Annotated in this window: 15 protein-coding genes; 8 read left to right on the top strand and 7 right to left on the bottom strand. The window is 71.4% G+C overall.

The annotated features are described in order from the left end of the window. Nucleotides 1–484 precede the first annotated feature (484 nt). Genes argC through ACFVXA_RS34365 form a run of 6 tightly spaced genes read left to right on the top strand, consistent with a single transcriptional unit; the run spans nt 485 to nt 5,489 of the window. Nucleotides 485–1,513, top strand: a complete 1,029-nt coding sequence (gene argC / locus ACFVXA_RS34340) for an N-acetyl-gamma-glutamyl-phosphate reductase (RefSeq protein ID WP_383907285.1) — start codon at nt 485–487, stop codon at nt 1,511–1,513. Further along, nucleotides 1,510–1,662 (top strand): hypothetical protein, encoded by a 153-nt coding sequence (locus tag ACFVXA_RS34345; protein ID WP_390028205.1) that lies wholly within the window; start codon nt 1,510–1,512, stop codon nt 1,660–1,662. Before argC ends, ACFVXA_RS34345 begins: the two co-directional genes overlap by 4 nt. Continuing rightward, nucleotides 1,659–2,828 carry a bifunctional glutamate N-acetyltransferase/amino-acid acetyltransferase ArgJ gene (argJ, locus tag ACFVXA_RS34350; protein ID WP_390028206.1) on the top strand — a complete coding sequence of 390 codons (1,170 nt, stop codon included), beginning with the start codon at nt 1,659–1,661 and terminating at the stop codon, nt 2,826–2,828. The genes ACFVXA_RS34345 and argJ overlap by 4 nt, the downstream gene beginning before the upstream one ends. Beyond that, on the top strand, nt 2,825–3,745 hold the full coding sequence (gene argB / locus ACFVXA_RS34355; RefSeq protein ID WP_390028207.1) for an acetylglutamate kinase: 921 nt from the start codon (nt 2,825–2,827) through the stop codon (nt 3,743–3,745). Before argJ ends, argB begins: the two co-directional genes overlap by 4 nt. Next, nucleotides 3,742–4,929: an acetylornithine transaminase gene (locus tag ACFVXA_RS34360; protein ID WP_362020855.1), complete on the top strand. Its 1,188-nt coding sequence runs from the start codon at nt 3,742–3,744 to the stop codon at nt 4,927–4,929. Before argB ends, ACFVXA_RS34360 begins: the two co-directional genes overlap by 4 nt. Nucleotides 4,930–4,952: 23 nt before the next feature. Then, a complete protein-coding gene (locus tag ACFVXA_RS34365; protein ID WP_362020858.1) occupies nt 4,953–5,489 on the top strand; it encodes an arginine repressor in 537 nt (178 codons plus the stop codon). Nucleotides 5,490–5,611: 122 nt separating this feature from the next. Here the strand turns inward: ACFVXA_RS34365 and ACFVXA_RS34370 are convergent, their stop codons facing one another. The 5 genes from ACFVXA_RS34370 to ACFVXA_RS34390 form a co-directional block, all read right to left on the bottom strand. After that, nucleotides 5,612–6,400 carry an FAD:protein FMN transferase gene (locus ACFVXA_RS34370; protein WP_383907296.1) on the bottom strand — a complete coding sequence of 263 codons (789 nt, stop codon included), beginning with the start codon at nt 6,398–6,400 and terminating at the stop codon, nt 5,612–5,614. Beyond that, nucleotides 6,393–7,220, bottom strand: a complete 828-nt coding sequence (locus tag ACFVXA_RS34375) for an FMN-binding protein (protein WP_362020864.1) — start codon at nt 7,218–7,220, stop codon at nt 6,393–6,395. The genes ACFVXA_RS34370 and ACFVXA_RS34375 overlap by 8 nt, the downstream gene beginning before the upstream one ends. Before the next feature lie 19 nt (nt 7,221–7,239). Continuing rightward, on the bottom strand, nt 7,240–8,577 hold the full coding sequence (locus ACFVXA_RS34380) for a ferredoxin reductase family protein (protein WP_362021119.1): 1,338 nt from the start codon (nt 8,575–8,577) through the stop codon (nt 7,240–7,242). Between the two features lie 124 nt (nt 8,578–8,701). Further along, on the bottom strand, nt 8,702–9,187 hold the full coding sequence (locus tag ACFVXA_RS34385; protein ID WP_390028208.1) for an FMN-binding protein: 486 nt from the start codon (nt 9,185–9,187) through the stop codon (nt 8,702–8,704). Between the two features lie 7 nt (nt 9,188–9,194). Then, nucleotides 9,195–10,556: a ferric reductase-like transmembrane domain-containing protein gene (locus ACFVXA_RS34390; RefSeq protein ID WP_389469289.1), complete on the bottom strand. Its 1,362-nt coding sequence runs from the start codon at nt 10,554–10,556 to the stop codon at nt 9,195–9,197. Between the two features lie 397 nt (nt 10,557–10,953). Here ACFVXA_RS34390 and ACFVXA_RS34395 point away from each other — a divergent pair, with 397 nt between their 5' ends. Together ACFVXA_RS34395 and ACFVXA_RS34400 are read left to right on the top strand one after the other, a co-directional pair. Further along, complete coding sequence (locus ACFVXA_RS34395; RefSeq protein ID WP_362021122.1) at nt 10,954–11,706, top strand: response regulator transcription factor; 753 nt, start codon at nt 10,954–10,956, stop codon at nt 11,704–11,706. A gap of 149 nt (nt 11,707–11,855) precedes the next feature. Beyond that, complete coding sequence (locus ACFVXA_RS34400; RefSeq protein WP_362021125.1) at nt 11,856–13,334, top strand: HAMP domain-containing sensor histidine kinase; 1,479 nt, start codon at nt 11,856–11,858, stop codon at nt 13,332–13,334. 198 nt (nt 13,335–13,532) lie between these two features. Here the strand turns inward: ACFVXA_RS34400 and ACFVXA_RS34405 are convergent, their stop codons facing one another. Beyond that, nucleotides 13,533–14,228 (bottom strand): L,D-transpeptidase, encoded by a 696-nt coding sequence (locus ACFVXA_RS34405; protein WP_389515581.1) that lies wholly within the window; start codon nt 14,226–14,228, stop codon nt 13,533–13,535. 3 nt (nt 14,229–14,231) lie between these two features. Further along, the gene (locus tag ACFVXA_RS34410) at nt 14,232–14,819 is read right to left on the bottom strand and encodes a pyridoxamine 5'-phosphate oxidase family protein (protein WP_362020876.1); all 588 of its coding nucleotides are present in this window, start codon (nt 14,817–14,819) and stop codon (nt 14,232–14,234) included. Nucleotides 14,820–14,891: the final 72 nt, after the last annotated feature.

Consider the following 14,891-nt stretch of genomic DNA (forward strand, 5'->3'; position numbering starts at 1 on the left):
CCGGCGGATGCCCCACGTGTGTCCTGACATGTGTCCTGACATGGCGGTCCCGGGCGTGATGCGGGGGCCGGGCGATCTCCGCGTCGGGCAGCCCCTCGGCGCCCAGGACCCTCGGCCGGCAGCGCCCTCGTATACGTACTCGTCGAGATCGCACGTGGGCCCCGCCGACCGGGCCACCATCAGCGCCGACGGCAGGGGCGCGGCTTCCACCCCACGGCGCCGACCGCCACCTCGCCGCGTACGGCGTGAGCTGGAGTATCGCCACTACCCCTCGTCCTCGCACCACTCATCAGCCGCACTCGGTTCATCAGCCGCACTCGGCACCTTCCAGCAGCCCGCAAGGCCTCCCTCGGCGCCCCGGGCGGCAGTCGCGTCGTGGCCGCCGCAGCATGGACAGGGGATCGGCGGATCGGCGCCTCACATACAGGGGATTGCATAAACGTGCAGAGAAACGTATAGTCATGCCATCCAAGAGGAGGGTTCCATGACGGTACGTGCGGCAGTGGCGGGAGCGAGTGGGTACGCGGGCGGAGAACTGCTGCGTCTGCTCCTGGTGCACCCCGAGATCGAGATCGGCGCTCTGACCGGCAACTCCAACGCGGGTCAGCGCCTCGGCGCGCTCCAGCCGCATCTGCCGCCGCTCGCGGACCGCGTCCTCCAGGAGACCACCCCCGACGTGCTCGCCGGCCATGACGTCGTCTTCCTCGCGCTGCCCCACGGGCAGTCCGCCGCCGTGGCCGAGCAGCTCGGTCCGGACGTCCTCGTCGTGGACATGGGCGCCGACTTCCGGCTGAAGGACCCGGCCGACTGGGAGAAGTTCTACGGCTCGGCACACGCCGGGACCTGGCCGTACGGCCTGCCCGAACTGCCGGGTGCCCGCGCCGCGCTGGAGGGGTCCAAGCGCATCGCGGTGCCCGGTTGTTACCCCACGGCCGTCTCGCTCGCGCTGTTCCCGGCGTACCTCGCCGGGCTCGCCGAGACCGAGGCCGTGATCGTCGCCGCGTCCGGCACCTCCGGCGCGGGCAAGGCGCCCAAGGCGCATCTGCTCGGCAGCGAGGTCATGGGGTCCATGTCCCCGTACGGCGTCGGCGGCGTCCACCGGCACACCCCCGAGATGATCCAGAACCTCGGCGCGGCCGCCGGTGAGCCCGTCACCGTCTCCTTCACGCCCACCCTCGCTCCGATGCCCCGCGGCATCCTCGCCACGTGCAGCGCCAAGGCCATGTCCGGCGTCACCGCCGAGTCCGTGCGCGCCGTGTACGAGAAGGCGTTCGCGGACGAGCCGTTCGTGCACCTGCTGCCCGAGGGGCAGTGGCCCGCCACGGCGTCCGTCTACGGTTCCAACGCCGTTCAGGTCCAGGTCGCGTACGACGCCGCGGCGCACCGCATCATCGCGATCAGCGCCATCGACAACCTGACCAAGGGCACCGCGGGCGGTGCCGTCCAGAGCATGAACATCGCCCTCGGGCTTCCCGAGGAGCTGGGTCTCTCCACGATCGGAGTCGCACCGTGAGCGACGCACGTGCAGCCACCGGGCCGCAGACGACGAAGGCAGCACCTCCCCGCCGCACGGGTGACGGTGACATGAGCCGCTACCGCGGCGGGGCGAACGACAGCGACACAAGCCGCCACCACGGCGGTGCGAACAAGGAGATGCAGTGACTGTCACGGCAGCACAGGGATTCACGGCGGCCGGTATCGCCGCCGGGATCAAGGAGAACGGCAACCCGGACCTGGCCCTCGTGGTCAACAACGGGCCCCGTCTCGCGGCCGCGGGCGTCTTCACCTCCAACCGCGTGAAGGCCGCCCCGGTGCTCTGGTCGGAACAGGTGCTGAAGAGCGGCCAGTTGTCCGCCGTCGTCCTCAACTCCGGTGGCGCCAACGCCTGTACGGGGCCCAAGGGCTTCCAGGACACCCACGCCACCGCGGAGAAGGTCGCCGAGTCCCTGAACGCGGCGGGATTCGAGGAGACGGGCGCGGGGACGGTCGCCGTCTGCTCGACCGGCCTCATCGGCGTGCTGCTGCCCATGGACAAGCTGCTCCCGGGCGTCGACCAGGCCGTCGCCCACCTCAGCCCGCACGGCGGCGAGAAGGCCGCCATCGCCATCAAGACCACCGACACCGTGCACAAGACGTCCGTCCACACGTGCGACGGCTGGACCGTCGGCGGGATGGCCAAGGGCGCGGGGATGCTCGCCCCCGGCCTCGCCACCATGCTGGTCGTGCTCACCACCGACGCCGACGTGGACAGCGACGTACTGGACCGGGCGCTGCGTGCCGCCACCCGCTCCACCTTCGACCGCGTCGACTCCGACGGCTGCATGTCCACCAACGACACCGTGCTGCTGCTCGCCTCCGGCGCCTCCGAAGTCACCCCGGAATACGGGGAGTTCGCCGAGGCCGTACGGGTGGTCTGTGACGACCTCGGGCAGCAGCTCATCCGGGACGCCGAGGGCGCCGGCAAGGACATCAAGGTCGAGGTGATCAACGCCGCGACCGAGGACGACGCCGTCGAGGTGGGCCGCTCCATCGCCCGCAACAACCTCCTCAAGTGCGCGATCCACGGCGAGGACCCCAACTGGGGCCGCGTCCTCTCGGCCATCGGCACCACCCGAGCCGCCTTCGAGCCCGACCAGCTGAACGTCGCCATCAACGGCGTCTGGGTCTGCAAGAACGGCGGCGTCGGCGAGGACCGCGACCTCGTCGACATGCGCTACCGCGAGGTCCATATCGTCGCCGACCTCGCCGCCGGCGGCGCGACCGCGACGATCTGGACCAACGACCTCACCGCCGACTACGTCCACGAGAACAGCGCGTACTCCTCATGAGCAATGTGACCAGGAAACACACCGCTCTGCCCAAGGCGCAGATCCTCATCGAGGCGCTGCCCTGGCTGACCCGGCACAACGGCAAGACGGTCGTCGTGAAGTTCGGCGGCAACGCCATGGTCGACGAGGAGCTGAAGTCGGCGTTCGCGCAGGACATCGTGTTCCTGCACCACGCGGGCCTCAAGCCGGTCGTCGTGCACGGCGGCGGCCCGCAGATCAGTGCCGCCCTCGACCGGCACGGCATCGTCAGCGAGTTCAAGGCGGGTCTGCGCGTCACCACCGAGGACGCCATGGACGTCGTACGCATGGTCCTCGCCGGACAGGTGCAGCGCGAGCTGGTCGGGCTGCTCAACCAGCACGGGCCGCTCGCCGTCGGCATGACCGGCGAGGACGCGCACACCATCACCGCCACCAAGCACCAGCCCGAGATCGACGGCGAACTCGTCGACATCGGCCGGGTCGGCGAGATCACCGAGATCGACACCGGCGCCATCGAGGCGCTGCTCGGCGACGGCCGGATCCCGGTCGTCTCCTCGATCGCCCGCTCCCAGGACGACGGACATGTCTACAACGTCAATGCTGATACGGCGGCTGCGGCACTCGCTGCGGCACTTGGCGCCGAAACCCTCATGGTCCTCACGGACGTCGAGGGCCTCTACGAGGACTGGCCCAACAGCGACGAGGTGATCAGCCGCCTCACCGCTTCCGAGCTGGAGAAGCTGCTGCCCGAGCTGGCCAGCGGCATGGTGCCGAAGATGGAGGGCTGTCTGCACGCCGTGCGCAACGGCGTCACCACCGCCCGCGTCATCGACGGCCGGGTCCAGCACTCGATCCTGCTGGAGATCTTCACCGACGAGGGGATCGGCACGATGGTCGTGCCGGACGCGAATCCCGATGCAGAGGGGGATGCCGGATGACCGCCAACGAGGAACTCACCGAGCGCTGGCAGGGCTCGCTCATGGACAACTACGGCACCCCGAGGCTGCCGCTGGTCCGGGGTGAGGGCGCCAGGCTGTGGGACGCCGACGGCAAGGAGTACCTCGACTTCGTCGGCGGGATCGCGGTCAACGCGCTCGGGCACGCCCATCCGGCGATCGTCGAGGCCGTCGGCAAGCAGATCGCCTCCCTCGGCCATGTCTCCAACCTCTTCGTCGCCGAGCCGCCCGTCGCGCTCGCCGAACGGCTCCTCCAGCTGTTCGGCCGCGACGGCAAGGTGTACTTCTGCAACTCCGGCGCCGAGGCCAACGAGGGCGCCTTCAAGATCGGCCGGCTCACCGGCCGCACCCACATGGTCGCCACCACGGGCGGCTTCCACGGCCGCACCATGGGCGCCCTCGCGCTCACCGGCCAGCCCGGCAAGCAGGAGCCGTTCCTGCCGCTGCCCGGCGACGTCACGCATGTCCCGTACGGCGACGCGCAGGCGCTCGCCGAAGCGGTCACCGAGGACACCGCCCTGGTGATCATCGAGCCCCTCCAGGGCGAGAACGGCGTGGTCGTCCCGCCCGCCGGCTACCTCAAGGCAGCCCGCGCGATCACCGCCGCCACCGGTGCCCTCCTCGTCCTGGACGAGGTGCAGACCGGCATCGGCCGCACCGGACACTGGTTCGAGTACCAGGCCCACGAGGGCGTCCTGCCGGACGTCGTCACGCTCGCCAAGGGTCTCGGCGGCGGACTGCCGCTCGGCGCCACCGTCGCCTTCGGGCGGGCCGCCGGTCTGCTGAAGCCCGGCCAGCACGGCACGACCTTCGGCGGCAACCCGGTCGTCTGCGCCGCCGGACTCGCCGTGCTCGACACGATCGAGTCCGAGGGACTCCTCGGAAACGTGAAGCGTGCGGGCGAGACACTCCGGGACGGAATCGAGTCACTCGGGCACCCGTTGATCGACCATGTCCGGGGTGCGGGGCTGCTCCTGGGTATCGTGCTCACCGAGCCGCTCGCGCCCCAGGTGCAGCAGGCGGCTCAGGACGCCGGTTTCCTGGTGAACGCGCCCGCCCCCGATGTCGTACGGCTGATGCCGCCGCTGAACCTCGGCGATGACGAAGTGGACGCGTTCCTCCGGGCCCTTCCCGGTGTCCTCGACGCAGCCAACGGGGACGGATGATCCTGAGAAATGGGACGACGACGATGAGTCAGGCGCAGGACCACGAGCACGCAGGGCCTGCCGTGCCGCAGACCCGCACCGCACGCCACCGCCGGATCGTGGACATCCTCAACCGGCAACCGGTGCGCTCCCAGAGTCAGTTGGCGAAGCTCCTCGCCGACGACGGGCTGAACGTCACACAGGCGACGCTCTCCCGGGACCTGGACGAGCTGAACGCGGTGAAGATCCGCAACAACGACGGCGACCTCATCTACGCGGTACCGAGCGAGGGCGGCTTCCGTACCCCGCGCGCGCCGCTGGGCGAGTCGGCGAAGGAGGAGCGGATGCGACGGCTGTCCGCGGAGTTGCTGATCTCCGCGGAGGCTTCCGCGAACCTCGTGGTGCTGCGCACCCCGCCCGGGGCCGCGCAGTTCCTCGCCTCGGCCATCGACCAGGCGGAGCTGCACGACATCCTGGGCACCATCGCCGGGGACGACACGTTGATGTTGATCAGTCGTCATCCCTCGGGTGGGCAGGCGCTCGCCGATCATCTGTTGCGGTTGGCTCAGAACGATCACTGACGTGTACGACGGTGGAGGTGCACCCCGGACCGGGGCGCACCTCCACTTCCGTATGTCCGCGTGCTTGCCGAGGGTTGTCCGTGGTCGCTCCTGCGTTCCCCGCGCCCCCGACGGGGCCGCAGTCACCCCAGTCGTTGAGCGAGCCCTCCCGTGCACCTGACCTCGTCGCCCGCCGTGATGAGGAGGGCCTCGATGTCCGGAAGCGACTCCAGCCAGTCCAGGGCCTGGCGGGAGCCCATCGCGAACGCCGCCGTCGCCCAGGCGTCGACCCACGTCAGGCGGGGGCCCACCACGGTCACGGCGACCAGGTCGGAGACCGCGGACTTGCCGGTGCGCGGGTCGACGATGTGGGTGCCGCGCTCGGCCGTGCCGGAGGTGGCGACGGCGAGCTCGTCGACGCCGGAGGCCGAGACCACGGCCGCGAGGGAACCCGGACGGAGCGGGTCCGACACCCCGACCCGCCACGGGCGGTGCGGTCCGGGCACGCCGTACAGCTGGACGTCGCCGCCGCCGTTCACGCTCACGCCGCTCGCCCCGGCCGCGGCGATGTGCCGGGCCGCGCGCTCGGTCGCCCAGCCCTTCACGATCCCCGTCGGGTCCAGCAGGCCCTGGTACGTCGTGCTGAACCAGCCCTCGCTCGTCCGCTCCGCCTGCGCGCCCAGAGCGAGCACCTCGGCGATCTCCGGATCGCACTGCTCGACCCGCAGCTCACCGCGGGCGAGACGCGAGAGCTGGCTCTCCTCGCGGTAGGTGCTGAACAGCTCGTCCACCCGGTGGAGTTGGGCGATCGCCCCCTCCAAGGCCGCCTGGACGGCAGTCGGTTCCCCTCCTCGTACATCGAAGGAGAAGACCGTGCCCATGACTTCCTCGGCGTGGCGCAGCGCGGGCGGCGCCTCCGCGGACTCAGCCACCGGCCTTGTCCAGGGCCGACTGGAGGGACTGCTTGTAGCCGCCGCTGGTGTAGGTGGCGCCGGAGACGGTGTCGATCGCGGCGCTCCCGGCGGCGACTGCCTCCTGGTTCAGCTTGGGGATGGCCAGGGCGGTCTTCTGGCTGCTGGTTCCGCCGCTGGGCGCCTGGACCGCCTCCGCCTTGGTGATCTTGTCGCCGGTGAGCGTGAGCCGGACCTGGACGGGCCCGTACTGGGTCTGGGCCACGTTTCCCGTGACGGTGCGGGCCTGTGTGGCGGGGGCCTGCGTGGCCGGGGCCTGGGGCGACGAGGACGAACCCGACGACCCTGCCGACCCGGCGGATCCCGACGTACCGCTGCCACCGGCTGCCTTGGCCTTGTCCAGTGCGGACTGGAGGGACTGCTTGTACCCGCCGCTGGTGTAGGTCGCCCCCGAGACCGCGTCGATCTCCGCGTTCTGCGCGGCGACGGCCTCCTGGTTGAGCTTGGGGATGGACGCGGCGGTTTTCTGGTCGCTGGTGCCGCCCTTGGGCGCCTGGACGGCCTCCGCCTTGGTGATCCTGCCGCCGCTCAGAGTGAGCCGTACCTGGACGGGCCCGTACTGGGTCTGGGCGACATCGCCGGTGACGGTCTGCGCGCCTGTCTGCGACGCGCTGCCGCCCTGGGGCGACTCCTGCCCGGCCGCCGTCTGCTGCGGTGCGCCGCCCGCCGCCGACGCCGCGGCCGGATCGGAGGCCGGCTTCAGCGACAGCAGCAGGACGACGCCGGACACGGTGGCGGCGGTGGCGAGCATGGCGCGCCGAATGGGGTGGCTCTTCTTCATCGCTCCTGGCTCCCGTCGCTCACATCTCGAACGACTCGTGATGGATGCGGCGGGCGGGGACCCCCGCGCCGCGCAGTGCCTCGTACACCTGCTGCGCGAAGCCGGGCGGCCCGCACATGAACACGTCGTGGCGGTCGATGTCCGGCAGCTTCCGGCGCAGCGTGTCCGCCGAGATGTCCGGGCGCTCCCCGTCGGGGCTGTTCACCGCGTACATCAGACGGGCGCCGCGCTCCTTGGAGATGGCGGCGAGCTCGTCCCACAGGGCCAGGTCCTGGGTGCTGTTGGCCCGGTAGAGCAGGGTCAGGTCGCCGGACGCGCCGGGCAGCGTCTCGAACAGCGCCCGCATCGGCGTGATGCCGACGCCGCCCGCCACCAGGAGCACCTTGCCGCGGCTGCGCTTGCCCGCCGTCAGTGCCCCGTAGGGGCCCTCGGCCCAGACTCGGGTGCCCGGCTCCAGGTCGCGCAGCGCGGCGCTGTGGTCGCCGATCGCCTTCACGGTGATCCGGAGCATGTTGGGGCGGGGCGCCGCGGAGAGCGAGTACGGGTGGGAGCTGAGCCGCATCCCGGGCGCCAGGAAGCGCCAGCGGAAGAACTGCCCGGCCTCCGCACCCATCCGGTGCAGCTTCCGGCCGCTGATCAGCACCGACACGATGCCGGGCGTCTCCTCGATCACCGCCTCGACCCGCATCCGATGCTTCACATTGAGCCGGATCGGCGCGAGGATCCGGTACCAGATCACCAGCGCCGTCACCGACCCGTACAGCCCGTACCAGGCGGTCTTCGCGGCGGGCTGCACGGCGAAGTCGTTGCCGGTGGACAGCTGGTGCCAGAACGTCAGGAACACGGCGGCGTAGGTCAGCAGGTGGACGTGGTACCAGGTGTCGTACGGAATCAGCCGGCGGATCCCGCCGACGGAGATGAACCCGATGAGCACCAGCAGACCCGTGCCGATCGCGGCCTTGCCCATGTCGGGCAGCTGGTTGACCGAGTCGACGGTCTGCTGCACGATCTGGCCGAGTCCCTTGCCCGACTGCAGGGCGTAGCCCCACATGGTCAGGAAGAGGTGGGCGAGGACCAGACAGATCGTGTACCGGCCGCTCATGGCGTGCCAGCGCGCGACCCGGTCGGAGCCGACCCGGCGCTCCAGGGCGGGCACCCGGGCCATCTGGAGCACCACGAGCGCCATCAGATAGCCGGCGAGCAGTCCGGTGATCCGGCCCGCGTTGAGGATCCTGCTGTTGTCGTCCGCGATGGACGGGGTGTTGTTCCACCACAGCCAGATGACCCCGGCCGCGCCCGCCCAGACGGCGAGCAGCAGCGGGACGGCGGGCGAGCGTCGTGGGCGGATACGGCGCATGGTCTGGCGCCGCGCGGCGCGGCCACCGGCGATCGTGGACACGGTTCCTCCGTGTTCGTCCGTGGGATCGGGGCGAGGGGAGGGGCCCCCTGGCCCAGAGATACGGTCCACGACGGCCGCGCGTTCAGAGGCCCGCCGAGTCCAGTGCCGACTGGAGGGACTGCTTGTATCCGTCGCTCGTGTACGTGGCGCCGGAGACCGAGTCGATCTGCGCGCTCTGCGCGGCCAGTGCCTCCCTCCTGAGCTGCGGGAGCGCGTAGCTGTTGATCTCCTGGTCCCTCGGGTTGTCCGAGGGGTAGGCGACCGCGGTGACGTCGGTGATCTTTCCGTTCTTCAGCGTGACGCGCACCTGGACCGGGCCCCAACGGGTCTGGACCGTGTCACCGGTCGCGGTTTTGGTGCCCGTGCCGCTCTTGGGGGAGCTCGCGGAACTTCCGGGCGAGGGCGACTGCGCGGACTGCGACGGGGACCGGCCGGCTGACGAGGACGCCTGCGCCAGTGTCGGCGGCGTGTGCGGCTTCAGCGACAGCAGCAGGACGACACCGGTGACGGTGGTGGCGGCCGCCAGCGTCACGCGGCGCATCGGACGGCTCTTCTTCAGGGCGTGCAAGGCGGCCTCACAGCTCGAACGACTCGTGGTGGATACGGCGGTCGGGGACACCGGCGGCGCGCAGCGCCCCGTACAGGTCCCGCGCCATCGCGGGCGGACCGCACAGGTACACGTCGTGCGCGGCGAGGCCGGGCACGGCCCGCCGCAGGGTCTCGGCGTCGAACCGCGGACGGGCGCCGTCGGCGCCGTTGACCGCGTACAGCACGCGCGCCCCGCGCCACTTCGCTATGGACTCCAGCTCGGCACCCAGCGCGAGGTCCTCGGCCGTCCGCGCCCGGTAGAGCAGGGTGACGTCTCCGGGCAGCGTCTCGAACAGGGCGCGCAGCGGGGTGATGCCGACGCCGCCCGCGATCAGCAGCGACTTCGACGAGGTGCGCCGCTCGGCGGTCAGCGAGCCGTACGGGCCCTCCGCCCACACCCGGGTGCCGGGCCGCAGCATCCCCACGGAGGCGCTGTGGTCACCGAGCGCCTTCACGGTGATCCGCATCTGGTCGGGCCGGGGCGGCGCGGACAGCGAGTACGGCGTGGACGTCCACCGCATCCCCTGCGCGAGGAACCGCCAGCGGAAGAACTGCCCGGCCTGGGCGTTCAGTTCGTCCAGCCGCTGCCCGCGTACGACGATGGAGAAGACGCCGGGAGACTCGCGGTACACCGACTCCACCCGCAACTGGTGGCGCCGGTTGAGCCGCACCGGGACGAGCAGCCGGAACCACACCACCAGCGCGGCCGTGCCCAGGTAGAGCAGGTACCAGGCGGCCTGGGCGACGCTGTTGCCGACGAAGTCGGCGCCGAGGGAGAGCTGGTGGAAGAAGGTCAGGAAGACCGCCACATAGGTGAGCAGGTGCACGTAGTACCAGAACTCGTGGCTGATCCTGCGGCGCGCCGCACGCGCCGAAGTGATCCCGACGGCGAACAGGATGAGCGTGCCGATGGAGGCCTTGAGCATGTCCGGGTAGTCGAACACCACGCTCATCGTCTCGTGCACGATGCCCGACCCGTCCTGGGCCGCGTACCCGAAGAGGATCAGTGTGACGTGCGCGACGAGCAGACAGACCGTGTACCGGCCCGCCATGGCATGCCAGCGGGCCACCCGGTCGGAGCCGATGCGCCGCTCCAGGAGCGGTACCCGGGCCATCAGCGCGACCAGCACCGCGCAGCTGTAGCCGCACAGCAGCCCGGCGATCCGCCCGGCGTCGCTCAGCCATCCGGCGAGGCCCACCACCGACCGCGTGTCGGTCCACCACAGGGCGATGACCGCGGCGGCGCCGGCCCACAGCAGGGCCAGCAGCGGCCCGGCGGGCGAGGGGCGGGGCCGCCTGCGTCCTCGGGTGGGGCGCGGAGGGGCTGCCCGCTCGTACACCGTGGTCATATGTCCGTCCTTCCGGCTGTCCGGGAGGAAACTGTGCGTCCGGAACTTCTGAGGAACCTCTGAACAGGGGTGTTCAACGAGGACTCACAGGAAACCCAGAGCGGCGCGGACGGCGCCTCGGTCGAACCCGAGCGGGGTGGGGAGGGCGGCTCGGGGGAGGCCGAGAGGGGGTGTGGGCGGGGGCTCGGGGACGCCCGGGAGCGGTGTGGACGGGAGGCTCGGAGGAGGCCGGGAGCGGTACGGACGGGCGCGGCGGAGGCGACTCAGCGAGGGCGGAGAGGCACCTCAGAAGGGGGTGGACAGGCGATTTAGAAGGGGGCGGAGAGGCGACTCAGAGGAAACTCAGAGGCACCGGGGAACGGAGTGGCCTCCGGAAGGAGCGATGCTGGAAGGCGACATGAACACTCCCCGCTCCCGAGGCAACGGCCGGCCCGCGCTCACCCGCCCCGACGGCACCCCCGTACGCGTCCTCGTCGTCGACGACGACCCGGACCTGGCCGAGGTCCTCTCCGGGGCCCTGCGCTACGAGGGCTGGGAGGTGCGCACGGCGGGCGACGGCGCCTCTGCGGTCAGTGAGGCGCGCGAGCTGCTGCCCGACGCCGTGGTCCTCGACGTGATGCTCCCGGACACCGACGGTTTCCACGTGCTGCGCGACCTGCACACCGTGAAACCGGACGTCTGTGTGCTCTTCCTCACCGCACGGGACGCCGTCGAGGACCGTATCGCCGGGATCACGGCCGGTGGCGACGACTACGTCACCAAACCCTTCAGCCTGGAGGAGGTCGTCGCCCGGCTGCGCGGGCTGCTGCGCCGCGCGGGCATGGCCCGGCAGCTCGACGAGGGACCGAGCCTCACCGTCGGCGACCTGGTCATGGACGAGGAGGCCCGCGAGGTGACGCGCGGCGGTGAACTGATCGAGCTGTCCCCGACCGAGTTCGAGCTGCTGCGCTTCCTGATGCGCAACCCGCGCCGGGTCCTCAGCAAGGCGCAGATCCTCGACCGCGTCTGGTCGTACGACTTCGGCGGCCAGGCCCATGTCGTCGAGCTCTACATCTCGTATCTGCGCAAGAAGGTGGACGCGGGCCGCGACCCCATGATCCACACGGTCCGGGGCGCCGGATATGTGATCAAGCCGGCGGCGGCCCGATGAGTCCGCGCCGGCGGCCGTGGGCGAGCCAGGGCGAGTCGTCGCGGCTGAGCCCGCGCCGGTGGTCGTGGGCGAGCCGGCCGTGGTCGTGGCTGAGGGCGCGGGGTGCGTGGCTGGGGGCGGGCGTGCGCCGGCTGCCGCGTCCGCGGACCATGCGGGCCCGGCTCACCGCCGGGCTCGTGGTGCTGCTCGCCGTCAGCTGCGCCGCCGTCGGGGTGGCCGCCGTGTACGAACTGAACGGCTTCCTCACCGGCCGCCTCGACCAGCAGTTGCACGACGTGGGAGCGCGGTTCCCCGCCAGCCTGGAGCACGGTCCCGTGAAGCCTTCGGACCACGACGGCGACGAACACGGCGACACGCGCAACCAGAGCGCCGGGACCCTCGGCGTTCGGCTGGTGGGCCAGACCGTCACCAACGCGGCGGTCGTACCCTCCGGCGACAAGGCGACCGCCGTGAACGTGCCCGTGACAGTCGCCGACAGGAAGGACCTGGCCGCGGTCCCGGTCGACGGCCAGGGACACACCATCTGCCTGTCGGCGCTCGGCGACTACCGGGTGATGGCGTCGCCCGGCCTCGACCGCGACGTCCTGATCACCGGGCTGCCGATGGAGCCGGTCACGTCCGCCGTCCATCGACTGGAACTGGTGGCCTCCGCCGTCTTCGGCGCGGCTCTCGCCGTCGCGGGTGTGGCCGGCGCTCTGTGGGTGCGCTGGTCGCTGCGCCCGCTGAGCCGGGTCGCCGCGACCGCGACCCGGGTCAGCGAGCTCCCGCTCGCCAGCGGCGAGGTCGCGCTGCCACCGCGCGCCCCGGAGTCCGACCCGCGCAGTGAGGTGGGCCGCCTCGCCGGTGCCTTCAACCGCATGCTCGGCCATGTCGAGGACGCGCTGACCAAACGGCACGCGAGCGAGGAACGGCTGCGCAGCTTCGCCGCCGACGCCAGCCACGAGCTGCGCACACCGGTCGCCTCGGTCCGCGGCCACGCGGAACTCGCCCTGCTGCACCCGGGCGAGGTGCCCCCGAAGGTGACCCGCGCCCTGGAACGCATCGCCGCCGAGTCGGCGCGGATGGGCGAGATGGTCGACGACCTGCTGCTCCTCGCCCGCCTCGACGCCGGGCGCCCCCTCGAACGGGTCCCGGTCGACCTCACCCACCTGGTCCTCGACTCGGTCACCGACGCCCGGGCCGCCGGCCCCGACCACGGCTGGGCCCTGGAGCTGGCGGAGGAGCCGGTCACCGTCACGGGCGACGCACACCGGCTCCAACAGGTGTTGGCCAACCTGTTGGCCAACGCGCGTTTGCACACACCCGTGGGCACCAAGGTCACCGTGTCGCTGGAGACCGACGACGCCATGGCCGTCCTCAAGGTCCACGACGACGGCCCGGGAGTCCCGGCGGACGTCCAGCCCGGCGTCTTCGAACGCTTCACCCGAGCCGACCGGCGCCGCGCCGAAGTCGCCGCCGCGGGCGGCGGCGCGGGCCTCGGCCTGTCGATCGTGGCCGCGGTGGTCGAGGCGCACGGGGGAACGGTGGCGCTGGAGAGCCGTCCGGGATCGACGGCGTTCACCGTGCGACTCCCGGCGGGCGAATCAAGGGCGCGAGGAACGGCGCGACCAGCCACATCCGGCCGGTAGCCACGCGACGGCCGACGCTCCGACGGCGCACCCGTGCATCCAGCCCTGAACTGATACGGCGCACTCGTGCTCTCAGGAGTGCCTGCCTATGCGGCGCACTCGTGCTCTCAGGAGTGCCTATTGCGGCGCACCCGTGCTCTCAGGGGGACCTATGCGGCGCACCCGTGCTCCAAGGACCGATACGGCGCACCCGTGCTCTCAGTACCGAGTGATCGCGGTGGGGCCACCGCTCGTCCCGATCGCGATATGCGGCCTCCGCACCGGATCCGCCCACGCCAGAATCCGCCGCACCGCATCCCCTGGCACGGACACACACCCCGCGGTCGCCCCGCGCCCGTTGACATGCAGGAAGATCCCGGCGCCGCGCCCGCGCACGGCCCGCTCGTAGTTGAACCCGATGACCAGGGCGTACGCGTACTGCGTCCCGTACGAGATCAGGTGCTCGGACTCCGAGGCGCGGCAGTCGCCGGGGCGCGGTTCGGTCCATCGGTTGTACGAGCGGGAGCGGTTGTCCTCGCACCACCAGGAGTCCTGGTGCACGCGGCGGTACGGGGGCCTGGTCCCACCGGGCGCCGCCTTGATGCCGAACGCGTACGGAAGGTCGTACAGCCCGGTGGGCGTGGTGTTCGTGCCCTGCCGCCGGGAGCCGCCCTCGACCAGCCCCTTGCCCCCGAAGCGCGCCGCCGCCGAACCGGCCTTCACCCAGTGCCCGTCCCGCCGGTCCCACCAGGTGACCGTGCCCGACGTCGAACCCGCGCGGGGGGCCTGCGCCGTGATCAGCTGGCTGCCGCCCCCGGTGTCCGCCATCCGCTCGGGGAGCGGCGCCGGCCCGCTCGGGGCGGGGGAGAGCAGGGACGCGGAGGCGAGGGCGGCGGCGACGACACCAGGGCGCATGGCTCAGACGGTAGACGGCGGCAGCGGGAGCGGCAGCCCGGGTAGGCCGTCCAGGCTGCTCGCCACGTGCTCCTTTTTGGTGAAGTACTCGCTCAGCGAGGCGTCGTCCTCGCGCGCGAAGCGCTTGGCGTGCAGATCGCGGTCGTCGTCGTACGACATGAACGGCACCGCGTAGCCGCAGGTGTCGCGGACGAGTTCGGCCGTCACGACGATGATCGCGCGCAGCCCGTGCGGGGTCGGGTCGATGTCCGGGAAGTGGGTGAGCAGTTCCCCAAAGCGCGGGTCGTCGCGGAAGACCGGTTCGCCGTGGCCGTGCACCCGGACGATGTTGGGCGGCCCCTGGAAGGCGCACCACATGAGAGTGATCCGGCCGTTCTCCCGCAGATGCGCGATGGTCTCGGCGTTGCTTCCGGCGAAGTCCAGGTAGGCCACGGTCAGCTCGTCGATCACGGCGAACGAGCCGGTGAGTCCCTTGGGGGAGAGGTTGACCGTGCCGTCTCCGGAGAGGGGCGCGGTCGCGGTGAAGAAGATCGGCTGGGCCTCGATGAACTTACGCAGGCGGCCGTCGATGCGTTCGTAGGTCTTTCCCATGTCCAACGATTATTGAGGAAAGTCTTTCGCCTGTCTAAGGAATTGGGTGTTCCGGTGGGTCCGCGGCCACCT

Source organism: Streptomyces sp. NPDC058246 (assembly GCF_042881985.1).
Taxonomy (GTDB): Bacteria; Actinomycetota; Actinomycetes; order Streptomycetales; family Streptomycetaceae; genus Streptomyces.